Genomic DNA, 22366 nt, shown 5'->3' on the forward strand with positions numbered 1-22366 from the left:
TGGCTTTACGTACCCCGGCACAGTTTCCGGTCAGGATTCCATTTTCAGGCCGACTTTGGTCACGCGATCGGCTTCAATCGCCCGCGCAACCAGCGACACCGGGCCAATGGTCACAATATCCCCGACCACAGGGTGCCCTTTGGTGCGAAGGGCAAAGCATTTGGCCAGCGTAAGCTCGGACGGCATTTCTTTGAGCTCGATACCATACACTTGTTCCACGTCGCCGAGTAAGGCGTCCCCGTTAAGCACGAAGTCTCCGAAGAAGGTTCGTTCTGCCAGGTGTTTGGGTGCTTCCCGGGTGCTTAACACTTTGCTGAGTTCGGTCACGCCAATGGGCGTGGCAAACAGAGCGAGCACATCACCGGCGCTGACTTCCAGGTCCGGACGAGGCTGCAGGCATTCCCTATCCCTGAAAATGCCGGCAACCGCGGTGTGTTCTGGTAGCCTCAAGAGGCTGATCTTCTTAGGTTTTTCCCAGCTTTTCCCGCGCAAAGGAAAGAGCATCAGTTCATGATCGCCGGTGGCGGGAACATCCAGCGGAAAACGACGGAATGGCGCTTCACTGGCCGGAACCTCAAGCTTCAATTTTCGGGCCAGCGGCGCCATGGTAGTGCCTTGTACCAACAGTGACACCAGCACAATGAAGAACGCGGCATGGAACACCAATTTGGCATCGGGCAAGTCGGCCAAGACCGGAAACAAGGCCAATACGATGGGCACCGCGCCGCGCAAACCGACCCAACTGATAAACCCGATCTCTCTGCGGTTGAAGCCAAACGGCCAAAGGGTGGCGACGACGGTAACCGGCCGGATCACGAAGATCAGAGCGAAGGCCAGAATCAAGCCGCTGCCCACCAGCGGCACCAGTTCGGAAGGTGTGACCAGCAGGCCGAGAATCAGGAACAGGCACAGTTGCGCAAGCCAGGCCAAGCCGTCATGAACCTGCAGGATCAATGGCATCATCTTGACCTGCTGGTTACCGAGCACGACGCCACAGAGGTAAATCGCCAAGAAGCCACTGCCACCCACAGCATTGGTGGCTGCGAACACTGCGAGCCCCGCCGCCGCCACCAGCAACGGATAAAGGGCCGGGGTCAGGTGAATCCGGTTTACCAAAGCGACGATGAGATACCCGCCCAGCAAGCCTGCCGGCGCGCCGATGCCGAATTGTTGCAGCAGCATCAGCAGCCCGGAAGCAAGGGCGCCGTCTTGATGTTCGCTGATCAGGGTGACCAGCATCAGGGTCAGGAAAATCGCCATCGGGTCGTTGCTGCCGGATTCGATCTCCAGAGTTGCACTGACCCGCTCGTTCAGGTGAAGGCCACGGCCTTGCAACAACGAAAAGACCGCGGCGGCGTCGGTTGAGGAGATGATCGCGCCAATCAGTAACGCCATCAACCAATGCAGGTCGAACACCCACCAGGCAACCACGGCTGCGCCCACTGCGGTCATGGCGACGCCCACCGTGGCCAGCAACAGCGCGGGTTTCAGTCCGACCCGGAAGGTTTCGGCCCGGGTGCGCATGCCGCCATCGAGCAGTATGACCGCCAGAGCCAGGCTGGCGATAATCACCGCAAGCTCCACATCGTCGAACTCAATACCGCCGGGGCCGTCCTCGCCCATCAGCATGCCGACACCCAGGAATACCAGCAGAACCGGCATGCCGACCCGGCTGGAAAGAGGGCTGAGAACGATGCTGAAAACCAGCATCAGGGCGCCGATGAGCGTGAACGTGGGATCCATGAGACTCCAGATCAGAAGATGTGCTCGAGCCTAGGCCCAAACAACGGATTGCTTAGACTCACATTATGCAGGCGGACTCAGCGCAATGGTAGCGCCCCCTCTGCACTCAGTGGAGCTTCAGCCTCGGGTGCATAGCGCGGCTGATTTTATCCATCAGCCAGATTACGCCGGTGCGCAGAAATCCGTGCAAAGCGACTTGATGCATCCGGTACAGGGAGACGTAGAACAGCCGTGCCACTTTGCCCTCGATGTACATGCTGCGACCAGACAGATTGCCCATCAGGTTGCCTACGGTGGTGTAGTGGCTGAAATTGATTAGTGAGCCATGATCTTTATAGACAAAAGGTACCGGGGCTTTGCCTTCCAGGCGGTTACATAAGGTTTTTGCGAGCGTATCGGCTTGTTGGTGAGCCGCCTGGGCTCTCGGGGGCACCGGCCGCTCAGAGTCGGGCTGGGGGCAGGCGGCACAGTCGCCGAACGCATAGATGTGGTCATCGTTGGTGGTTCTCAGGGTTTGCTCCACCACCAGCTGGTTGCCCCGGTTGGTTTCCAGGCCTCCCAGCTCGGCAAGAAACGCCGGGGCTTTGATGCCGGCAGCCCAGATGGTCATGTCGGACGGGATTTCCGAGCCGTCTTTCATCACCAGACTGTCGCTTCGTACTTCACTCACCGGTTGGCCGGTTAAAACCGTCACTTCCTGGCGCTCCAGCTCCTGCGTGGCCGCAGCGGACAAGCGGCCGGGCAAGGCTGGCAAAATCCGGTCGGCGGCTTCAATGACGCTAACCGAGACATCCGAGGCCTTGAGGTGGTTCATGCCGTACACCGGTAGCTCGCGGGATGCCAAGCGCAGTTCGGCGGCCAGCTCCACTCCGGTGGCACCGGCACCGATTATGCTAATGTTCAGGGCGTGAGGATTGCCCTGCAGCGCTTCGTGGTTCTTGCGAAGAAACGCATTCAATAGCAGGTTGTGGAAGCGTTGAGCCTGATGGAGACTGTCCAGGAACAAGCAGTGGTCTTGCGCGCCGGGTGTGCCGAAATCATTGGCGGTGCTGCCGACTGCGATCACCAGTGTGTCGTACTTGAGGCGCCGTTCAGGCACCACTTCGTTGCCTTCACCATCGTGAAAGGCAGCAATAACGATTTCTTTGTTGATGCGGTCAAGGCCGTTCATCCGGCCGAGTTGGAATTCGTAGTGGTGTTTGCGAGCGTGTGCCCGGTAATTGACTTCGTTAGTGCTGGCGTCCAGCGAACCAGAGGCGACTTCGTGCAGCAGGGGTTTCCAGACGTGTGTCAGGCCGTCATCAACCAGAGAAATGCGCGCTTTTTGCTTTTTACCGAGTTTGTTGCCCAGGCTGGTGACAAGTTCCAGACCCCCGGCGCCGCCGCCAACGACGACAATATGGTGCAGACTTTCCATAACAGTGAAACCTTAGAGAAGTGAAAGCCAAACACTCTTGGGCAGATCAAAAACGCTTGGCTATCGCCTCTGGTCCCGACCGGGCGGGCGTGTGTGCGGGCATCAATAGTAGCCGCAAAGTCACACCAAGGCAATTGGCTGTCCGTTCGCATTACATCTAAAGTATATATTTATCAGTGAGTTGTATTTGCCGGATTTAGTGACGATGTTTGTTAACCTGAGACGGCACACTGGGTACACAGGGAACAGCTGTGAACCCGTCCAGCTTGGGTATAAGCTAATCTAAGACAATGAAAGGAACGACTGACAGGAGATAAGACCGTGAAATTAGAGGTTGGTGGTGTTGAAGAAGGGCGCCCGGTACCAGAGAAGTTCGCGTTTGGTGTGTTCAATCCCGATAACCACATGAGTTTCGGGCCCAACCGCAATCCGGAAATGAGTTGGGAAGACGTGCCTGAAGGTACCCGAAGTTTTGTGGTGATGATGTTTGATCCCGACGTGCCCAGCGTTGCCGATGACGTGAATCAGGAAGGCAAGACCATACCCGCAGATCTGCCTCGCGTGGATTTCTTTCATTGGTTGCTGGTGGATGTACCGGCGACGACTCGTCGGATTCCGGAAGGAGAAGACAGCGACGGCGTCAGTCCGAAAGGTAAGCCGTTTGGTCCCGGCCCGGTCGGCGTGCGGGGTATCAACAACTATACCCAGTTTTTGGCAGGCAACCCTGACATGGCTGGCACCTACGCCGGATACGATGGCCCCTGCCCGCCCTGGAACGATGAAATCCTCCACCATTACCACTTTGAAGTGCATGCGCTCGATGTTGAAAGCCTGAATCTGTCCGGCGAATTTGACGGCACCGCGGTGCGTGAAGCCATGGCCGGTCATGTTTTGGCCAGCGCCCGGGTAACCGGCACCTACACCCTCAACCCCGAGCTGCGTTAAGCTCCGCCGCACCCTCTGTCGGGCGGAATGTCGGCAGAGGGTGTAACAATCTGGCCGGGTGCGCGTCTGATATCTGTGGCTACTATCCGGAGATGCTTTATGCCCGCAAAGAGTCCGTGTTCATCGTGGTTTGTCGCATTGCTGCTGTTCGCGGTGATGCCGGTGCAGGCCGCTGTGTCTGAAACCGTGTATGCCCCCTTCCAGGCCTTGCTCAACCAATACCTTATCGAACAAACGTTGCCCGGCAACGGCCTGGTGTCGGCTTTCGATTATTCCAGTGCGGCGGGGGATGCTCGCACTGATGATTTGCTGCGCAAACAGCGGCAGGCGTTGGCCGGCTTTGATCCGGCCCAGCTCAAAGACCGAGAGGAGTCCGTTGCCTTTTGGATCAACGCCTATAACTTTTTCATGATCGATAAACTCTTGTCTGACCGGCCTGCTGGTCAATTGGTGTCGTCGGTGTGGGATTACGGAGGGCGAATTAATCCTTTTGTCGATTCGGTGTTCGAGCGCGAAATGTTTAACGTGGGTGGCCGAAGCTTGAGTCTGGATGGTATCGAGAAAGGGATTTTGCTCAGTGATGATTACAAAGCCAAAGGCTGGAAGGACGCCCGGGTTCACTTCGCGGTGAATTGCGCATCCACCGGTTGCCCGCCGCTGCGCAAACAGGTTTACACGGCGCCCAACCTGGACTCTCTGTTGGCCGACAATACCCGCAGAGCGTTGAATACCCCGCGCCATCTGACGGTGAACTCCGGTGAGCTGTTCGTAACCGAGTTGTTCAACTGGTACGAAGACGATTTTGTGGAAGCGGAGGGCTCTATTCGAGCTTTTATTCTCAAATGGGCAGCACCTGCGCGAGCGCAAACAATCAGAGACGCTCGCGGCCTCAGGTTCAGCGACTATGAATGGCTACTCAACCGGCCGAAAAATTTTCCCGAACTACAATAAACCCGGCTCTGATTCGTCTTCGTCCCAGTCCAGAGTCCGGTAATCAAAGTCGGCCATCTCGATCGAGGGTTTGACGATGCGAAAGTACGGCGAGGCATCAAAGTCTCTCGGTGTGAACAGTGAGTGATGCTTGATCCGATAGCGTTCCCGGATGCAGGTGATGCAATCGGGGTCATCGGCGGGCAGTAATTCCACGATGGGCAGGATCGGGTATTTCAGGCGTTGGAACGCTTCCGCCAGAAATGTCGAGCAGATCGCCCGTGTCGGGTCGCCGCTGCCAAACGCCAGTAGTTTGTGCCGGTGGCGGCTGGGTACCGGAGGCGTAGGAAGCAGGTAACGGGCCAGATCGAACACGTTTCTCATGTCGTACTGATGGCCTATGCGGCTTCGGGCGTAGTCTGTCAGAGTGTGAATGTCGCTGTCAGAGAGCCCCACCGGGCGGCAAATGCGGGTGTGAGCGTGACGGTAGAACGACAGTGGCAACGGTCGGATGCCTTGTTCCAGATCGGCCTCGATCAGCGTGTTGGCCTGCCCGTCCTCAGAAGTGCCGAGCCCGGCATGGGGCCCGAGATACAGCGCCGCGTGGGACCAAGTGGATTGTGTCAGGTACTTGATGGCGACACTGATCCGGGTGTTGCCTTCCACCAACAACACGTCACCGGGCTGCAAAGTGCTTTTCAGGGCTTCCCAGGTTGAGGTCCGCACCGAGTGCTGAGAAACCGCTTTGGATAAATACGCTGCCAGGCGCCGCGTTAACCACGTCAGTAGCATAGAACCTCCCGATCACCGTACTTTGTTTATTAGTAGCACAGACATCGATGTAAAGCCTGTGTCACGGCCTTCAGCTCCATAGCGAGGTTAATCAAAACGTTTGTAACAACCGGGTGGTGTGGGTGTCTAAGCGTTGACCGCTTCTGTGAGCGGTGGCGGACTTTGAGGGTCCGCAAGATAACTCCTGAACGGAGATAAACGTCATGACAACAACACACGTTCCAACACACGCCATTCGCCACACCAGCCTGAATCGACGCACTGCCTGGTGGTCTGCAGCTTTAATGACGGCCATGCTGAGCTCCGGTGGCGGGCTCGCATTTGCGGCTTGCGGTCCTTGCTCCCCATGCAAAGGCAAATGCAAGGCAGGGCAGCATTGCAAGGCAGGCTGCAAAGCGGGGTGTAAACCCTGTGAAGCAAAGAACCCCTGCGCGGGTAAAAACCCGTGCGCCATGAAGCATCCTTGCGGCACGAAAAAGGGCATGAACGATCCCTGTGCCGGCAAAAACCCCTGCGCGATGAAAAACCCTTGTTCGATGAAGAAGAACTGCGCACCGAAAGGCTGCAACCCGTGCGCAGCCGCCGGAAAGTGCGGTGCCAAGCCGAACCCCTGTGCGGCCAAAAAGGTGACCCGGCCGGAAAACTATCAAGCCTACGAGGGTAATCCCAGTACCTTGGTGGCCTTGGGTGAGAAGTTGTTCAAGGATGCCTCGCTCAGCAGCAATGGACTGGCCTGCGCCAGCTGTCACAATGATGGTGCCGGCTACAACGCCACCTTCAGCGACGAATACCCGCATCCGGTTGCCATGGCGAAAAACATCTTCGGCATGGATCGGGTGCATTTGGACGAAATGGTACAGATCTGCATGGTGCAGCCAATGGCCGCAGAACCTTTGCCCTGGGATAGCCAGGAGCTGGCAGCGCTGACGGCTTATATGAGCAAGGTCCAGGCCGATCGGGCTAAATAGTTCACGAGGAAACGAGCGCTGTTGTCACTTGACTAAGGATGGGGGCAGCGCCTCGAGGAGGCAGCGGATGACCGAAGGTATCCGGATTCCTGAGCTGAGAACCCTGAGCGGCGGCCAGTTGCGCTCGAGTCTTGCTGCAGTCGATGAAATTCGCGAATGCTACCGCGTACTGAAAAAAGGCGGTTTGAACATTGTGGGTGAGGTGCTCCGCGATCAAGGCCCGTTCTATGAAATGGATCACTACCCGAAAGACGATGTATATGACCGAGAAACGGCCTCCCAGTACTACTACCATGCCCATCGGGAAGAGCATTCAGAGCATGGTCATTTCCACCTGTTTCTGCGTAACGGGGCACTACCGGACAGTGTGGAGCCTGTGTGCGGGCCTACGGGGGAGAACCGGGTAGCGCACCTGGTCGCTATTTCGATGGATGCCTGGGGTTACCCGACCGATGTGTTCGCGGTAAACCGCTGGGTTACCGATGAAAGCTGGCTGCCGGCAGAAGCGGTGATCGCCGCTCTGGATCAGTTCGCTATGGATCACGCTCACCCCAGCTGGCCAGTAAACCGGTGGCTCACAGCGATGGTGCGCTGTTTCAGACCGCAGATCGCGGCCTTGCTGAATCATCGTGATGCACTGGTTGCGGATAGGCCGGGGCAGTCACTGGAGCAGGTGCTGGAGGATCGTACTTTGGAAATTACGGGCAGTATCGCCATCGATGTCGAGAGTTGGGCCGCCCGACTGAAAGAAGAGCAATCAAGAAGGTCGGGAAACGATCAGCCTTTTTTGCGAGCTTTAAGTGCTTTAGCGACTCGTTGATCGATTTTGCGCATCAGGGCCTCATCCGGTACGGATGAAGAGTGGGCTTGCATGAGATCTGTGCTGACACGCAGGTTGCCGATAAAGGATCGGCAATGCCGACACATCATCAGGTGCATTTTTATGGCCAGGTTCTGCGGCGTGGCCAGCTCACCATCAATGTAATCGCTGGCGATTTCCGCCAGATCTTTGCACATCAGCATTCGCCGGACTCCTGAAAGGTTTCCACCATCAGAAAGATTTTCTGTCTTGCTCGGTGTAACAGTACTCGCAGGTTAGATGCACTGACGTCCAGAATGTTACAGACATCCTCAGACTTATGCTGGTGGGCTTCGTACAGCATCAAGGCCGAACGCTGGGTTTCCGGCAAGGCCGACAGGTGCTTGTCGAGGCAATCGCTCAGCGCACCGTTTTCCAGCAAGGTATCCGCGGATTCATCAAAACGCAGGCGAGGCGGTTGTTCCCATCGGCGTGAAGCATTGAATCGGTCGGCCAGTTCCGGGTCCAGCGCCTCCGTGAAGTCCGTGGTCACTTCCCGCTTGTTGGAGCGGAGCTTGTTTTTGCAGCGATTAGCCACGATTCGGTGCAGCCAGGTTTTTAAGCCGGACCGCCCTTCAAATTTGTGGATAGCGTCGATCACCGTGACCCAGCAGTCCTGAACAACTTCTTCTGCGCTTGAGGGGTCCAGATAGAAACGGGCAACGGCGAGCATGCCTGAAGAATAGTCGCGCACAGCTTTCTCATAGGCGGTGCAGTCGCCTTGTTGGAGGGCTTCAATTAAGGCGTGTTCGGAGTCTTTGTGCACCGCTGTGTCCATGAGATTGCGTCCCGGGGGATGTTCGGCCAGTTTACGGGTCTACTTAATAGTGTTTCGGAACGCAAAAAAGTTCCTGTAATGTGGAACGGCCGAAAAAAGAATAGGGTAGAAAGGGTGTAACATCCAGCGGTTGCGCGTGTCAGGTTGGGTAAAGCGCCATCCCCATACACCGTAAACAGGCATACTTATGAATCGACGTAAGCTTTTCCTCCTTTTGGTCATCGCCGCCATTGTGATGATTTTTATCAGCTTTGACCTGCACCGCTTGCTGACCCTGGAAAACCTGCAACAACACCGGGAGGCGATAGCCGGCTGGATTGACCAAAACCTGGTTGTGGCGGTCGTGGGCTATGCCGGTGTTTATGTGTTGGTGACGGCTTTGTCCTTACCCGGGGCGGCAATCATGACCCTCGCCGGCGGTGCGTTTTTTGGCAACCTCTACGGGTTGGCGGCCGTGTCGGTTGCATCAACGGTGGGTGCATCACTGGCGTTTTTGATCGCTCGCTTCCTGCTCCGGGATACTTTGCGCGGTCGCTATCGGCAGACTGTCGAGAAAATCGATCGAGGCATCGAAAAAGACGGAGCCTTTTATCTGGCCACTTTGCGTCTGGTGCCGGTGTTCCCGTTCTTTTTGATCAATCTGGCGATGGGTTTAACCGCCATGAAGCTGCGAACCTATGCGTGGGTGAGCTGGCTGGCGATGCTGCCGGGTACCTTTGTGTATGTGAATGCGGGAACCCAGGTCGGGCAGATCCAATCCACCAGCGATATCCTATCCGGCGAGCTGTTGCTGTCGTTTGCCCTGCTCGCCCTCTTCCCTTTGTTAGCCAAGTGCCTGGTAGCGTTCCTGCGCAGCCGTAAGGTCTATGCCGGGTGGCAAAAACCGGCACATTTCGACTACAACCTGCTGGTGATTGGCGGCGGCGCCGGAGGGCTGGTTTCGGCCTACATCGGTGCGGCGGTCAAGGCCAAAGTCGCGCTGATCGAAAAGCACAAGATGGGGGGCGATTGCCTGAATACCGGCTGCGTTCCCTCCAAAGCGTTGATTCGCAGCGCCAAAGCGGCCGATACGCTGCGCCATGCTGACCGTTATGGCTTGGAATCGGTGCCGGTACAGGCATCGTTTAAACGCATCATGAGCCGGGTTAAAAACATCATTGCGCAAGTTGAACCGCACGATTCGCCAGAGCGCTACCAGCAGCTCGGCGTGGACTGCATTGCCGGCGAAGCGAGTTTCGTGTCGCCGTGGGAGCTGGAAGTACGCCACAACGATGGTCGTACCGAGCGCCTGACCGCCCGCAGCATTATCGTCGCCACTGGCGGTAAACCTGCCTTGCCGCCAATCCCAGGGCTGGATGCCATGGCCCCGCTGACCTCGGACAACCTTTGGGACTTGCAGGAACAACCGCAACGATTGTTGGTGCTGGGCGGTGGCCCGATCGGTTCGGAGCTGGCCCATGCCTTTGCCCGGCTGGGCAGCCAAGTTGTGCAAGTCGAGCGCGGGGATCGTTTGCTGGCGCGAGAAGACGGCGATGTCTCTGCGGTGGTCAAGGCCCAGTTTGAAGCCGACGGCATCGATGTGCGCCTGCAACACGCGGCCGCCGAGTTTTGCGTCGAAGACGGAGAAAAGGTCGCCTACTGTGATCACAATGGCGAACGGGTGCGTATACCGTTCGATCAAGTGTTGGTGGCGCTGGGCCGCGCAGCCAACACGAGCGGCCTGAATCTGGAACGGATCGGAGTGGAAACCCTGCCCAATGGCACGGTACCGGTAGACGACGACATGAGCGTGCGCTTCCCCAATATCTATGCCTGCGGTGATGTGGCCGGCCCCTACCAGTTTACTCATGCCGCCGCCCACCAAGCGTGGTATGCCGCGGTGAACGGATTGTTCGGCCAGTTCAAGCGCTTCCGGGTGGATTATCGGGTGATGCCGTGGGTCACTTTTACTTCGCCGGAAGTGGCAAGAGTGGGGCTGAGCGAAGCCGAGGCCAAGGCCCAAGGTATCGATTATGAGGTCACTCGCTATGGCTTGGACGATCTGGACCGGGCTATTGCTGAAAGTGAAGCCCAAGGCTTTATCAAAGTGCTGACGGTGCCCGGAAAAGACAAGATTCTGGGGACGGTCGTGGTTGGCTCCCACGGCGCAGAGATTCTGGCGGAGTTCACGCTTGCCATGAAACACGGGTTGGGGCTGAACAAAATTCTGGGCACCATTCACCCCTACCCGACCTGGAACGAATCCGCCAAATACGCAGCCGGTGAGTGGAAGCGGGCCCATGCGCCAGACAGGGTTTTGGCGATGTTGTCTAGACTGCATGCATGGCGTTTGGGAAAACGTTGATGGTGCGTGTAACAAATCACGGCCGGCTGGGTCTGTGTTCAAGATAATTTATAAAAACGAGGAGCAACCATGCCCCTGACGGAACCTCAGGCACCTAAAGGTGAACGCATTCCTGCGGTGGAGGTGCTGGCGCCCAGAGCCAGAGACAGCTGGACCCATACCCGCAACGGCGACCCCCGCGGCTACATCGATGCCGACCGGCTGAAGGAGCTGTGGATTCATACCGGCACCGCGTGCAACCTGGCTTGCCCGTTCTGTCTGGAAGGTTCCCACCCGGGTGACGGGCGTATTCCGGGCATGAAGCTCAGTGATGTAAAACCGTTCATTCACGAGGCCATCGAGATGGGTGTGGAGCAGTTTTCGTTCACCGGCGGTGAGCCCTTCGTGATTCGGGACTTCGTCAACACCCTGAACTACGCCAGCCAGCATCGCCCCTGCTTCGTCCTGACCAACGCCACGGAGCCGCTGTTGAAGCGCAGGCATCAAGTGCTGCCTTTGCTAGATAACCCCTATCCGATTCATTTCCGCGTCAGTCTGGATTTCCCCGACCGCGCTCGGCACGACAAAGACCGCGGCGACGGCAGTTTCGAGCTGGCGTTGGAAGGCATTCGCTGGCTCATCGAGCAGGGTTTTAAAGTGTCCGTTGCTCGCCAGACCGATCCGGGCGAAGTGTCGGCAGAGGTGGAGTCGGCGTTCCGTGCCATCTTCCGAGAGCACGATATTCCGGAAGATCTCGCGTTTACCGCTTTTCCCGATTTAGGTGCCCCGGGCTCGGAAGACGGCAGCCCGGAAATCACCGAAGGTTGCATGGAGAAGTACCCGACGCAGGAATCCCGCGCCCACTTCATGTGCACCTACACTCGGATGCTAGTGAAAAAAGGCGATCAGGTGCGGGTGTATGCCTGCACTTTGGTGGATGACGATCCGCAATACGATCTGGGTGGCACGCTGGCAGAGAGCATGGACGAGCGCATCATGTTGCGGCACCACCGGTGTTTTTCCTGTTATCGGTTTGGGGCTAGTTGTTCGGCGCCTGTTTGAGTTTAGTTTGGGAGTGGTCGGCCTTTCGGGCTGGGGTGGCCCTCCAAAACGAAAATCGTGGATTTTCTAATAGTTTTTGAGGGCCACCCCAGCCCGAAAGGCCTATTGGACTTCCATATAGGTTCCTTGCAGACCGTGCCGAAGTACGGGGCATCAGTCGGGGGTAGGAGGTCAAAACCATCAGAAAATCCACGATTTTCGTTTTGCCCTCCTACCCCCGACTGATGCCCTTCTCCAAAACCAACAAGCCAAAAAGGGCGAACCAAACAATGAACGCGACTGAAGGCACCCTGTTCTGGGGATTTCTCGTGGTTTACGGCGTGGTGATGTATGCGCTGTCGCCAAAAAGCAAAAACGCCAATTCGTTCTACAAAGGCGCAGATGATCAGGGCAATCCCGTTGGTCAGTGGTCACTAACCGCCAGTATCTTCATCAGTTGGATCTTTGCAAAATCGGTAACCAACGCAGCCAATCTCGGTGCAAGTTATGGCGTGGTCGGTGGTCTGGCCTATGCCAGCTATTGGCTGTCGATCCCGGTGGCCGGTTATGTGATCTACCTGATTCGCACCCAAACCGGCGCACGCAGCCTGCAAGAGTTCCTGACCTCACGATTTGGCCGCTTGGCGAGTCTCGCCTTTGCTGCCGCCATTCTGATTCGGCTTTATAACGAAATCTGGAGTAATACCGCGGTTGTCGGAGGTTATTTCGGCTTGCCGGGTGACTGGGAGTATTACGCCGCAGCGATGCTTTTCACGTTCTTTACTCTGGCCTACAGCCTCAAAGGCGGGCTGCGCTCTTCGATTTTCACCGATGTGATTCAAACCTTTGTTTTTGTGTTTTTCGTCGGTGCTGTGTTGTTTTTGGTGCTACCAGAAAACAACACTCGGTCGTTGCTGACCAATGGCGAATTTCGGTTAGAAGCCGGTGTGGATTTATTGCTGGTGGCGTTGCTGCAAATGTTCAGCTACCCGTTCCACGATCCGGTGCTGACCGATAGAGGCTTCGTCAACAAAGAGAAAACGATGCTTAAAAGCTTTGTGGTGGCGGGCCTGCTCGGCTTCGTGGCGGTGTTTATCTTCAGCCTGGTGGGGGTTCATGCCCGGTTGCACGGAATTGATTCCATGGGCAACGCGCCTGCCGCGGTTGGTCAGTCTTTGGGGCTGGCGGCATTGTTCTTCATGAGTGTGATCATGATGACTTCGGCCGGTTCGACGTTGGATTCTACCTTCACATCCCTGGCGAAATCCCTTGCGGTTGATTTACCCCGCTTGATCAAACGGGCCGGTAACAAGCTGCCCAGCATCCGCGTTGGCGCTGTGGTAATGGTGGTCTTTGCGTTGCTGGGTAACGTGCCCATGTTTGCAGGCACGGACATTCTGAAAGCCACCACCATCTCCGGAACCATGGTGATGGGGCTGGCGCCTGTCTTTCTATTCTATGGCTTTACCCGCTGGTCGCCGTGGAGTTTCCATTTGAGTTTCTGGACCGGGCTTGGTTTGGGCGTGCTGTTGACCCTCGGCTTGATTCCCCAGAGTTGGGCGATTGGTGAAGGTAAATACGCTCTGTTGTTGGGCGTCAATGCGTGGGGCATTTTGATTTGCAGCGCAGGGTTCTTTTTGCCGCTTGTCGTGCGCCGGCTGGCCGGTTTTTGGCTGGCTGGGCGCAAGGACGGTTCTGGTGCCTGGTAGTAACAAGGGGGCCCATCAGAAGGCGTTCTGGCAATGATGTTTGGAGCCCTAAAGGTTTTGTTGGTGATTATTTTTTATTGGCGCGATTTTAGTGCTTGGTCTATGTTTGGTGTTAGAGGGGCGAAATTCGGCTGATTGCCTGCGCTGCAGTGCTTTTGGCGGTGTTTGGTTCGGGTTTTGACCCTTGTGATCGCACGGTAGGGCGCGATTAAAAACAGGATTTCAAGAGACAGCCTGTGGGTAAATTGGGGCTTTCTCTTGAAATATATTTCGTGCTCTATATAATTTATGCCTAAATTTTGACGTGAAACGACAAAACATGACCTCAGAAGGATCGAATACCACCGCCATTACCTTGCGTACACCGACCAAGGATGATGGCTTCAGGCTCCACCAGTTGGTGGCGGAATGTCCTCCGCTGGACCCCAACTCGATTTACTGCAACCTCCTGCAGTGCAGCCATTTTGCCGAAACCGGCGTGGCCGCGGAGAAAGACGGCGATTTGGTCGGCTTTATCTCCGGATACATCCCTCCCCAACAGCCCGAAACAGTATTTGTCTGGCAGGTGGCCGTGCACGAGAAAGGTCGTGGACAAGGCTTGGCCAAGCGGATGCTGAAAGAAATCGTGGGCCGTGACGCGTGTAAGGGCGTTACTCATATGGAAACCACGATTACGGAAGACAACGACGCTTCCTGGGCTTTGTTCCGCTCGTTCGCCCGTGACCTAGGTGCAGAGCTCACCTACCACGAGCACTTCGAGAAAGGCACCCATTTTGGTGGCAAGCACGATTCTGAGTTCTTGCTGCGCATCGGACCCTTTACGAAGCCTGTCTGAGAGCTCTGATTCACAGCTAGTGAATTATTGACCGCGATTTTATACAGCCCGGGCCGCCCGAGGTGGGCCTGTTATGTGGCTGAAATAAACGCCCGGTAGGTTTGTTGCGACCGACACGTTTTACCAGCAAACCGCCGAGCACAACCTCGAACCTACTATGCTAAGAGGCAAGACAATGGAAATTTTTAAGTCTACTGAATCCGAAGTACGTGTTTATTCCCGCGCCTTTCCGGTGGTTTTTAACCGCGCCAAGAACGCGCATTTGTACACCGAAGACGGCAAGCAGTACTTGGACTTTCTGGCCGGTGCCGGTTCACTGAACTATGGCCACAACAACGATACCCTCAAGAAAGCGCTGCTCGAGTACATCGAAGCAGACGGCGTGAGCCAGGGCCTGGACCTGTTCACCACTGCCAAGCAGGACTTCATGGAGTCCTACAAGAAGAACATCCTTCAGCCCCGTGGCTTGAACTACAAAATGCAGTTTACTGGCCCGACCGGTACCAACTGTGTAGAAGCTGCCATGAAGCTGGCGCGTAAGGTGAAAGGTCGTACCAACATTATCTCTTTCACCAACGGTTTCCACGGTGTGACCACCGGCGCTGTAGCGGCTACCGGTAACAAGCATCACCGTGGTGGTGTGGGCATGCCGCTGGGCAATGTTGATTTCATGTTCTATGACGGCTATCTGGGTGAAAATGTGGATTCCCTGGCTATCATGGACAAGGTGCTGTCAGACAGCTCTTCGGGCATCGAAACTCCGGCTGCGGTAATCGTGGAAGCGGTTCAGGGTGAAGGTGGTTTGAACGCCGCCCGTGCTGAGTGGTTGAAAGGTTTGTCAGAGCTGTGCGAGAAGCACGACATTCTGTTGATTCTGGACGATATCCAGGCAGGTAATGGCCGTACTGGCGAGTTCTTCAGCTTTGAATTTGCCGGCATCAAGCCGGACATCGTCACCGTTTCCAAGTCCCTGAGTGGCTACGGCCTGCCGATGGCGTTGGTACTGTTCAAGCCAGAGTTGGATATCTGGGAATCCGGTGAGCACAACGGTACCTTCCGTGGTAACAACATGGCCTTCGTTACCGCCCGCGCCGCCATTGATACTTACTGGAAAGACGATGCCTTTGCCGACTCGGTGAAAGCCAAGGCGAAAGTGCTGGGTGATGAGCTTCAGGCTATCTGTGACCGTTATCCCGGTGAGTTCAAGGTGAAAGGTCGCGGTCTGATGCGTGGTATTGAAGCTGCGAATGCCGATGTCACTGGCCCGATCACCCAGCTGGCGTTCGAGAAAGGTCTGATCATCGAAACCAGTGGTCCGAACGACGAAGTGATCAAGTGCCTGATGCCGCTGACCACCAGTGAAGACGATCTGCGCCGTGGTGCCCAGCTGCTGGGTGAAAGTGTCGATGAAATCATGCAGAAGGGAATCAGCGAGGCGTCTTAAGGCGCCCGCATCGAATTTCTCCTATTCTGTAGATGGCAGAGGCAAAATTATGACTACGGCACAGCATACCGTCGAGAAAATCGGCGGTACCTCCATGAGCAATTACGAGGCCGTGCGCGACAATATCATTATTGGTAATCGCGATGAGGCGGACCTCTACCAGCGGATCTTCGTGGTTTCAGCCTACGGTGGCGTCACTAACGAACTGCTGGAACACAAGAAAACCGGCGAGCCGGGCGTTTACGCCCTGTTTGCCGATGCAGAATCCGATTGGGCGTGGGGCGACGACCTGACCACCCTGATCAAGCTGCTGACCGACATCAACGGCGACCTGTTTGCCGACCCGATGCTGAAACAGCAGGCCGACCAGTTTATTACCGACCGCATTGAGGGGGTTCGGGGTTGCCTGATCGATCTTCAGCGGCTGTGTTCCTACGGTCAATTCCAACTGGAAGAACACCTGCTGACGGTACGGGAAATGCTGGCGGGTATCGGCGAGGCCCACAGTGCCTTCAACACCGCGTTGAAACTTCAACAAGAAGGCATCAACGCCCGCTTTGTGGATCTGACCGGCTGGCGTGACAGCGAGCTGCTTCCGCTCGATGAAAAGCTGCAACAGGCGTTCGATAATGTAGACCTGAGCCGCGAACTGCCGATCGTGACCGGTTACGCCCAGTGCAAAGAAGGCCTGATGCGTACCTTCGATCGTGGCTACAGCGAGATGACGTTCAGCCGCATTGCCGTCATGACCAACGCGTGCGAAGCGATCATCCACAAGGAGTACCACCTGAGCTCTGCGGACCCGAATATCGTCGGCGAAGACAAAGTGGTTCCGCTGGGTCGCACCAACTACGACGTAGCCGACCAGCTGGCGAACCTGGGTATGGAAGCGATCCACCCTCGTGCCGGTAAGGGCTTGCGCCAAAACGAGATCCCGCTGCGGGTGATGAACACGTTTGAGCCAGAGCACACCGGTACGCTGATCACCGGCGATTACGTCAGTGAAAAGCCGCAGGTTGAAATCATTGCCGGTGCCAAGGGTGTTTTTGCCATCGAAGTGTTCGATCAGGACATGCAAGGTGAGCCGGGCTCTGACCGTGCTTTGCTGGATATCCTGTCCCGCTACAAGGTGCGCTTTATCTCCAAAGACACCAACGCCAATACCATTACCCACTACGTGGATACCACGCTTAAGCATGTGAAGCGGGTGGTGAAAGCGATGGAAGAAGCCTTCCCGAATGCTGAGCTGAGCACCCGAAAGGTGGCTTTGGTTTCCGCCATTGGCAGTGATATGAAAGTGCCGGGAATTCTGGCGCGTTCAGTCAAGTCGCTGGCAGATAAAGGCATCAGCGTACTGGCGATTCACCAGTGCATGCGTCAGGTGGACATCCAGTTCGTGATCGACGAAGACCACTATGACTCTGCAATCTCGGCGTTGCACGGTGCGCTTATCGAGCCCCACAACCACGAGTACGCGATTGTTGCGGCGTCTGAGACGCCCTGAAAATTACCCGCAGACGAACACGGTCGCTTCGTCTGCGGGTAATGGAGGTTGTCTTGCCTCCCGATCGGACACCCGGTCGGCCGTTTAATAGATGGCCGGGTGTGTCCGATCACCTCTTCCCGAGGTTCCTTCTCTGTTTTTCTCTCCGAAACTTAAAGCCATAAGGCTTTGCATTCTTGATGCGCTTTGCAGCTAACCAGATGGTCATTGACCATGCCGGTGGCCTGCATGAAGGCGTAGACGATGGTCGGGCCTACAAAATTGAAACCGGCTTTTTTCAAGGCTTTTGACATAGCTTCCGATTCGGGCGTGGTAACCGGGACTTCTTCAATCGAGCGCCAGTGGTTTTGTATCGGGCGATGATTCACGAATTTCCAAAGGAATTTTGAAAACTCTACGCCCTGCTCTTGCAGTGCCAGGTAGGCGCGTGCGTTTCGAATGATGGATTGCACCTTCAGGCGGTTGCGGACGATACCAGGGTCATTCAGCAGTCGGGCTTGATCCTGTTCGGTGAACTGGGCGATCGTTTCCGGATCAAAGTTGGCGTAAGCCGCCCGGTAGGAGTCGTGTTTTCGTAAAATGGTTAACCAGCTGAGCCCGGCTTGCTGGCCGTCCAAGCATAACTTCTCAAACAAGGCCTGATCGTCATGCTCGGGTCTGCCCCAGACCGTATCGTGGTAATGCACGTAGAGCGGGTCTGTGCCGCACCATGGGCATCGCTGCTGAGTGTCCGGCATGGTTGCTCCTAGCGTTTGGCTCGAATCGTCCGATGGTAGAGTGGGTCCCAAATGGTGTCCAGAGGCTCTGCCGGTGCCAGGTTATAATCCTCCGGTGGTGGCTCCAGCAAGGTAACGGCCGGCCAGTTTGCTTCCCGGTCGGGGTCGTTGGTCTGATACACCAGTGTGGAAAGAAACCCTTCGACGTAACAGCAGCAGCTTTGCCATTGTCGATCGGGTTGGTCGCCATACAGCTCAAAGTCTTTTCGGACTTCCAGTGTTTGCAGGTTGCCGGCAATACCCCGGCGTGTGGCCTTTAGCCAAGCTTCTTTCAGCGTCCAGACCTTCAGGAAACTGTAGGGGTCGTTTGCCCGCAGCAACCACTCTTGCTCAACGGGCGAAAACCAACGTTTGGCAACGCCCTGCCAATTCGGCTTGCGCTGGCTGGGTTCCACATCGATGCCCAAAGGCGTTGAACCGATCGCAACGGCGTTGAGGCCCTGGCTGTGGCTGAGTGACAGGTGCCAGCCAGCCGGAAACCGTGAGGCTATGGGGCGGCCATTGACCGGTTGGCACTGGTCCGCGGGCTTGTTGCTGATTTTGCTCAAGCCTTGGCGAATCAACCAGCGGCTGGACAAATATTCACCGCGGCGTGGGCCATCCAGTGTTGCCAGGGTATTTCGCTCATACACCGTCAGCCAGTCTGGCAAAGCATCCGGTACGCGGGATATTTGATGGCACAGCCAGATTTGTGGTGTGTCAGGGTTGCAAGCGTTGGATTGTCCAGGCATCCGCTTCTCTTACGTATTCAAATCGGTCGTGAAGTCGGCTGGGTCGTCCTTGCCAGAATTCGATTCGCTCCGGAACCACTCGGTATCCACCCCAGAAATCAGGAAGAGGAATTTCGCCAGAGCTGAATTTGCGTTTCATTTCCGCCACTTTTTGCTCGAGCAAACCTCGTGAGGTAATCGCCTTGCTTTGTTCGGAAACCCAGGCGCCGATCTGGCTGCCCCGGGGTCTTGAGGTGAAGTACCTCAGTGATTCCGATTTGCTGACTTTCTCAACCGTGCCTTGAATCCGAACCTGACGGTTCAGGCCAATCCACGGGAACAGCAGCGCGGCGCGCGGGTTATCTTCGAGTTCCCGGGCTTTACGGCTGCTGTAATTGGTGTAAAAAACGAAGCCGCGTTCGTCGAAATACTTCAGAAGCACGGTTCGTATATCCGGCATCTGGTCGGCGCCGCTGGTGGCCAGGGACATGGCGTTAGGTTCCAGAATGCCAGCCCTGCGGCTGTCTTCAAACCAATTCTGGAATTGAACGATGGGGTCGTCATGCAGGTGTTCCAGGTCCAGGCCTTCACTTTCAAAGTCCCGACGCATATCGCCGATATCCATACAGCTTTCTCCGTTGGCGGTCACAGGAGTCGTAAGGTGTTGAGGATATCCGGTTCGGCGGCGGCTGTCAGGTTTGGCTGACAAGGCCGGGGTGTGAGCGCTATGCTTGGGAGACAATCATCGTGTGACCAGATCGGGTAAGGGAGTAATTTGTGGGCCAATCGTCGGCAGGAAGTCATAAGGTCAGAAACCTGTTGGTCGGGGTGTCTGTTTTGCTGGTGCTGTATGCGCTGGCAGGTTTCCTGATGCTGCCCTGGTGGCTTGAAAAAGAGCTTCCGAACCAATTGCAAGAGAGAATGGGGTGGCAGGCCCAGGTTTCGGATATCCGCTTCAACCCGTTTTTATTCAGCCTGGAGGCGGATGCGTTTTCGGCGCTGGATAACGACGACAGGCCGGTTGCCGCATTTGAGCAGTTGCGGGTCAATCTGGATGTGTTGCAGCTTGCCAGAGGGGTGGTCGGATTCGATGAAATACGCCTGACCAAACCCGATGTGCGATTGGATCTTCTGGAGGACTATTCCGTCAATTTTGCCCGGGACTGGAAGCGTGCGAATCCTGAGCTGGCAGAGGATACATCTGAGCCTGATGCGGCAGAAACCGACCCGCCAAAGCTCTACTTCGGGCACTTGGCCATTGAAGAAGGCCGCTTGTTGTTCCGGGATTTTACTCAGAACGACACCGTCGAATTGCAGATTGAACCGTTAGATCTCTCCGTTGACGATCTGGCTACCTGGTCGCGGGGTGAAGACGATAGCCGCTACTCCATTATTGCTGCCATTGGCGATCAAATCCTCGAATGGGAGGGCGAACTGAGCCTCAACCCGCTGTATTCCGAGGGGCATGTCCGGTTTTCCGACATCAATTATCAAACTTTGGCCAAGTATCTTACACCGCACCTGCCCTGGGCGTTAAAGGCGGGGCGGGTCACGGTTGAATCGGACTATTGGCTGTCGAACGAAGGTGGTTTTCAACTGGAAACCTCGAACGGCAAGTTAGAGCTCAAACAGCTGGCGTTGGCTCTGGCCGAGGATATTGAGGAGCCTGCGCTGAGCCTCGAAGCCTTGTCGGTAGACGGCATAGGCTTTGATCTGGCCGCGCAACGGGCGCGGGTCGGCATGGTGACGATCGAGCAGCCGTTCGTTTCAGCAACCCGGCGAGCTGATGGCCGTCTTGACTGGCAAGCCTCGTTGTCGTCCGACGAAGCAAAGTCGGAGGCGGATGGAACGCAAAACGCCGGGCAAGGGTTCCGATGGGAGGTGCAAGGCGTTGAGTTAACGAAAGGCCGTTTGTTTTGGCGAGACGAGGCTGCGGCACAGCCCGCGGAGCTGGAGTTGCTGGATCTCGCCGTCACCTTGGGCGAGCTTTCCCACAGAACAGATGAGCCCGCGGCCTACGAGCTATCCACCCGACTGGCCAGTGGTGGCCAAATTACCGCTAAGGGCCAACTTACTCCCACTCCGTTCAATTTTGAAGCGGCTTTGGCGGGGTCGGGTATTGCTTTGGTGGCCGTTGAGCCCTATATCCAGCTCGGAGCCAATGTTGCGGTATCCGATGGCCTGTTGAGCTTTGACGGCAATCTGGATCTGGATGGTCAGGACGCGCCGGTAACCGGTACCTTCAGCGGTTCGGCGCAGGTGACAGACTTTGACCTGCGCCTGCCCGATCAGGAGGGCGAGTTGGTAGCCTGGCAACTGCTGCGACTGGCGCCGGTGGAGTTCAACGTTAACCCGGCGCGGTTGGAGATAGGCACGGTGACGCTTGAGCAGCCGTCGCTTAATGTGGTTCGTGAGAAAGGTGGTGCCCACAATGTCGAGCGTATTGTTAAATCGGCCCCGGATGCGCAGACCCCCGAGCCTTCAGGCGATGGCGCAACCAGTGGTCAAGCCGGTGGCGAGCCCGAGTTTATTTTCCGGATTGGCGAGCTGCTCGTTGAGGGCGGGTCGGTGGGTTACACCGACCGAACGCTCAATCCCGTGTTTACCACCCGTTTCGAGGCGTTGTCCGGTTCTGTCAGCGGTATCAGCAATGTGCCGCCACAGCAGGGACTGGTGAATCTGAGGGGCGAGCTGGCGGGTGGTGCTCCGGTGACATTCAGAGGCACATTGGGGGCTCTCGGTACGGACGAAACCAGCGATTTAAAGCTCACCATGGACGGCTTGGCGTTGCCGGTGCTTTCACCCTATCTTGGCCGTTACCTGGGTTACACCGTGGATGCAGGAAAGCTGGACCTTGAACTGGATTACCAGATCACCGGCACGAACTTGAAAGCCTCGAACCATCTGGTTCTTGACCAGATGCGGCTGGGCCAATCGGTTGCCAGCAAAGAGGCCGTCAATGCGCCGGTAAAGCTGGGGCTGGCTTTACTGACGGATCAACAGGGCATTATCAAAGTGGATTTGCCCGTTGAGGGCGATATGACGAATCCGGATTTCCGCATTGGCCAGGTGGTGATGCGAACCTTTGTGAATCTGTTGGTCAAGGCGGCAGCGTCACCGTTCAGCATGTTGGGCTCGCTGGCGGATTTTGCCGGTTTCAGCAGTGAGGAGTTGGGCCGGGTCAGTTTTGTACCCGGAAAAATTGCGCTGGCAGATGGCGAAGCAGAAAAAATCGCCGCCTTGGCCAAGGCGCTGAACGACCGGCCGGATTTACTGCTCAGTATTCGCGGAGCGGCAACCCCGAAGGCAGACGGGCTGGAGTTGTTAAAAGAGCGTATGAGGGCAGCGGGTGAGGTCAGCGAACAAGCCTGGGCCCAAGCACAACGGGAATACCAGGCGGGTGAACGCCAACTGGCACCGGAAGCCTTGAGTCAACTGGCGGCCAAGCGGGGGCAAGCGATTCACCGGCTGTTGATAGAGACGCACGGGGTGTCCGGTGATCAGCTTTTTTCACTGGATACTCTGCAACAAACGGAGCTGGACGAGCAAGGCAACGTGATCGTGCCCTTCACGCTGGATGTGCGCTGATTGC

Annotated in this window: 19 protein-coding genes; 11 read left to right on the top strand and 8 right to left on the bottom strand. The window is 56.4% G+C overall.

Annotation, left to right across the window (positions count from 1 at the left end):
* Positions 1–30: 30 nt before the first annotated feature.
* Positions 31–1743, bottom strand: a complete 1713-nt coding sequence (locus tag Q9245_RS09240) for a potassium/proton antiporter (protein ID WP_305896853.1) — start codon at positions 1741–1743, stop codon at positions 31–33.
* A gap of 106 nt (positions 1744–1849) precedes the next feature.
* Positions 1850–3160 carry an NAD(P)/FAD-dependent oxidoreductase gene (locus Q9245_RS09245; RefSeq protein ID WP_305896854.1) on the bottom strand — a complete coding sequence of 437 codons (1311 nt, stop codon included), beginning with the start codon at positions 3158–3160 and terminating at the stop codon, positions 1850–1852.
* A gap of 321 nt (positions 3161–3481) precedes the next feature.
* Between Q9245_RS09245 and Q9245_RS09250 the strand changes: the two genes are divergently transcribed.
* The gene (locus Q9245_RS09250) at positions 3482–4105 is read left to right on the top strand and encodes a YbhB/YbcL family Raf kinase inhibitor-like protein (protein WP_305896855.1); all 624 of its coding nucleotides are present in this window, start codon (positions 3482–3484) and stop codon (positions 4103–4105) included.
* 99 nt (positions 4106–4204) lie between these two features.
* Positions 4205–5056, top strand: a complete 852-nt coding sequence (locus tag Q9245_RS09255; protein WP_305896856.1) for a DUF547 domain-containing protein — start codon at positions 4205–4207, stop codon at positions 5054–5056.
* On the opposite strand, the gene Q9245_RS09260 is transcribed toward Q9245_RS09255, so the two are convergent.
* Complete coding sequence (locus tag Q9245_RS09260; RefSeq protein ID WP_305896857.1) at positions 5048–5827, bottom strand: YiiX/YebB-like N1pC/P60 family cysteine hydrolase; 780 nt, start codon at positions 5825–5827, stop codon at positions 5048–5050. The genes Q9245_RS09255 and Q9245_RS09260 overlap by 9 nt on opposite strands.
* Before the next feature lie 482 nt (positions 5828–6309).
* Between Q9245_RS09260 and Q9245_RS09265 the strand changes: the two genes are divergently transcribed.
* Together Q9245_RS09265 and Q9245_RS09270 are read left to right on the top strand one after the other, a co-directional pair.
* A complete protein-coding gene (locus Q9245_RS09265; RefSeq protein ID WP_305896858.1) occupies positions 6310–6795 on the top strand; it encodes a cytochrome c peroxidase in 486 nt (161 codons plus the stop codon).
* Positions 6796–6862: 67 nt separating this feature from the next.
* Positions 6863–7615, top strand: coding sequence for a hypothetical protein (locus tag Q9245_RS09270; RefSeq protein ID WP_305896859.1), 753 nt, complete (start codon positions 6863–6865; stop codon positions 7613–7615).
* On the opposite strand, the gene Q9245_RS09275 is transcribed toward Q9245_RS09270, so the two are convergent.
* Both Q9245_RS09275 and Q9245_RS09280 read right to left on the bottom strand, forming a co-directional pair.
* Positions 7573–7818: a zf-HC2 domain-containing protein gene (locus Q9245_RS09275; RefSeq protein ID WP_305896860.1), complete on the bottom strand. Its 246-nt coding sequence runs from the start codon at positions 7816–7818 to the stop codon at positions 7573–7575. The genes Q9245_RS09270 and Q9245_RS09275 overlap by 43 nt on opposite strands.
* Positions 7812–8432, bottom strand: coding sequence for an RNA polymerase sigma factor (locus Q9245_RS09280; RefSeq protein ID WP_305896861.1), 621 nt, complete (start codon positions 8430–8432; stop codon positions 7812–7814). Before Q9245_RS09280 ends, Q9245_RS09275 begins: the two co-directional genes overlap by 7 nt.
* 187 nt (positions 8433–8619) lie before the next feature.
* Between Q9245_RS09280 and Q9245_RS09285 the strand changes: the two genes are divergently transcribed.
* The 6 genes from Q9245_RS09285 (at position 8620) to Q9245_RS09310 (ending at position 17288) form a co-directional block, all read left to right on the top strand.
* Positions 8620–10776, top strand: a complete 2157-nt coding sequence (locus tag Q9245_RS09285) for an FAD-dependent oxidoreductase (protein WP_305896862.1) — start codon at positions 8620–8622, stop codon at positions 10774–10776.
* A gap of 69 nt (positions 10777–10845) precedes the next feature.
* The gene (locus tag Q9245_RS09290) at positions 10846–11817 is read left to right on the top strand and encodes a radical SAM protein (RefSeq protein WP_305896863.1); all 972 of its coding nucleotides are present in this window, start codon (positions 10846–10848) and stop codon (positions 11815–11817) included.
* Positions 11818–12086: 269 nt separating this feature from the next.
* On the top strand, positions 12087–13505 hold the full coding sequence (locus Q9245_RS09295; RefSeq protein ID WP_305896864.1) for a sodium:solute symporter: 1419 nt from the start codon (positions 12087–12089) through the stop codon (positions 13503–13505).
* A gap of 319 nt (positions 13506–13824) precedes the next feature.
* Positions 13825–14340, top strand: a complete 516-nt coding sequence (gene ectA, locus Q9245_RS09300; RefSeq protein WP_305896865.1) for a diaminobutyrate acetyltransferase — start codon at positions 13825–13827, stop codon at positions 14338–14340.
* Between the two features lie 175 nt (positions 14341–14515).
* Positions 14516–15784: a diaminobutyrate--2-oxoglutarate transaminase gene (gene ectB, locus Q9245_RS09305; RefSeq protein ID WP_305896866.1), complete on the top strand. Its 1269-nt coding sequence runs from the start codon at positions 14516–14518 to the stop codon at positions 15782–15784.
* Between the two features lie 49 nt (positions 15785–15833).
* Positions 15834–17288 (top strand): aspartate kinase, encoded by a 1455-nt coding sequence (locus Q9245_RS09310; RefSeq protein WP_305896867.1) that lies wholly within the window; start codon positions 15834–15836, stop codon positions 17286–17288.
* 152 nt (positions 17289–17440) lie between these two features.
* Here Q9245_RS09310 and Q9245_RS09315 read toward each other — a convergent pair whose 3' ends face one another.
* Genes Q9245_RS09315 through pdxH form a run of 3 tightly spaced genes read right to left on the bottom strand, consistent with a single transcriptional unit; the run spans position 17441 to position 19399 of the window.
* Positions 17441–18025, bottom strand: a complete 585-nt coding sequence (locus Q9245_RS09315) for a DNA-3-methyladenine glycosylase I (protein ID WP_305896868.1) — start codon at positions 18023–18025, stop codon at positions 17441–17443.
* Positions 18026–18033: 8 nt separating this feature from the next.
* On the bottom strand, positions 18034–18795 hold the full coding sequence (locus Q9245_RS09320) for a 4'-phosphopantetheinyl transferase superfamily protein (protein WP_305896869.1): 762 nt from the start codon (positions 18793–18795) through the stop codon (positions 18034–18036).
* Complete coding sequence (gene pdxH / locus Q9245_RS09325; protein WP_305896870.1) at positions 18764–19399, bottom strand: pyridoxamine 5'-phosphate oxidase; 636 nt, start codon at positions 19397–19399, stop codon at positions 18764–18766. The genes Q9245_RS09320 and pdxH overlap by 32 nt, the downstream gene beginning before the upstream one ends.
* A gap of 152 nt (positions 19400–19551) precedes the next feature.
* Between pdxH and Q9245_RS09330 the strand changes: the two genes are divergently transcribed.
* Positions 19552–22362 carry a DUF748 domain-containing protein gene (locus tag Q9245_RS09330; protein ID WP_305896871.1) on the top strand — a complete coding sequence of 937 codons (2811 nt, stop codon included), beginning with the start codon at positions 19552–19554 and terminating at the stop codon, positions 22360–22362.
* Positions 22363–22366 lie beyond the last annotated feature (4 nt).

This window comes from Marinobacter sp. MDS2 (assembly GCF_030718085.1).
Classification (GTDB): domain Bacteria; phylum Pseudomonadota; class Gammaproteobacteria; order Pseudomonadales; family Oleiphilaceae; genus Marinobacter.

Bases quoted from the DNA above. Each gene is read 5' to 3' on its own strand.
- Q9245_RS09260 (WP_305896857.1), bottom strand. From the start codon at position 5,827: ATGCTACTGACGTGGTTAACGCGGCGCCTGGCAGCGTATTTATCCAAA.
- ectA (WP_305896865.1), top strand. From the start codon at position 13,825: ATGACCTCAGAAGGATCGAATACCACCGCCATTACCTTGCGTACACCG.
- Q9245_RS09270 (WP_305896859.1), top strand. From the start codon at position 6,863: ATGACCGAAGGTATCCGGATTCCTGAGCTGAGAACCCTGAGCGGCGGC.
- Q9245_RS09315 (WP_305896868.1), bottom strand. From the start codon at position 18,025: ATGCCGGACACTCAGCAGCGATGCCCATGGTGCGGCACAGACCCGCTC.
- Q9245_RS09240 (WP_305896853.1), bottom strand. From the start codon at position 1,743: ATGGATCCCACGTTCACGCTCATCGGCGCCCTGATGCTGGTTTTCAGC.
- Q9245_RS09290 (WP_305896863.1), top strand. From the start codon at position 10,846: ATGCCCCTGACGGAACCTCAGGCACCTAAAGGTGAACGCATTCCTGCG.
- Q9245_RS09245 (WP_305896854.1), bottom strand. From the start codon at position 3,160: ATGGAAAGTCTGCACCATATTGTCGTCGTTGGCGGCGGCGCCGGGGGT.
- Q9245_RS09295 (WP_305896864.1), top strand. From the start codon at position 12,087: ATGAACGCGACTGAAGGCACCCTGTTCTGGGGATTTCTCGTGGTTTAC.
- Q9245_RS09265 (WP_305896858.1), top strand. From the start codon at position 6,310: ATGAACGATCCCTGTGCCGGCAAAAACCCCTGCGCGATGAAAAACCCT.
- Q9245_RS09280 (WP_305896861.1), bottom strand. From the start codon at position 8,432: ATGGACACAGCGGTGCACAAAGACTCCGAACACGCCTTAATTGAAGCC.
- Q9245_RS09255 (WP_305896856.1), top strand. From the start codon at position 4,205: ATGCCCGCAAAGAGTCCGTGTTCATCGTGGTTTGTCGCATTGCTGCTG.
- Q9245_RS09320 (WP_305896869.1), bottom strand. From the start codon at position 18,795: ATGCCTGGACAATCCAACGCTTGCAACCCTGACACACCACAAATCTGG.
- ectB (WP_305896866.1), top strand. From the start codon at position 14,516: ATGGAAATTTTTAAGTCTACTGAATCCGAAGTACGTGTTTATTCCCGC.
- Q9245_RS09310 (WP_305896867.1), top strand. From the start codon at position 15,834: ATGACTACGGCACAGCATACCGTCGAGAAAATCGGCGGTACCTCCATG.
- pdxH (WP_305896870.1), bottom strand. From the start codon at position 19,399: ATGGATATCGGCGATATGCGTCGGGACTTTGAAAGTGAAGGCCTGGAC.
- Q9245_RS09285 (WP_305896862.1), top strand. From the start codon at position 8,620: ATGAATCGACGTAAGCTTTTCCTCCTTTTGGTCATCGCCGCCATTGTG.
- Q9245_RS09275 (WP_305896860.1), bottom strand. From the start codon at position 7,818: ATGCTGATGTGCAAAGATCTGGCGGAAATCGCCAGCGATTACATTGAT.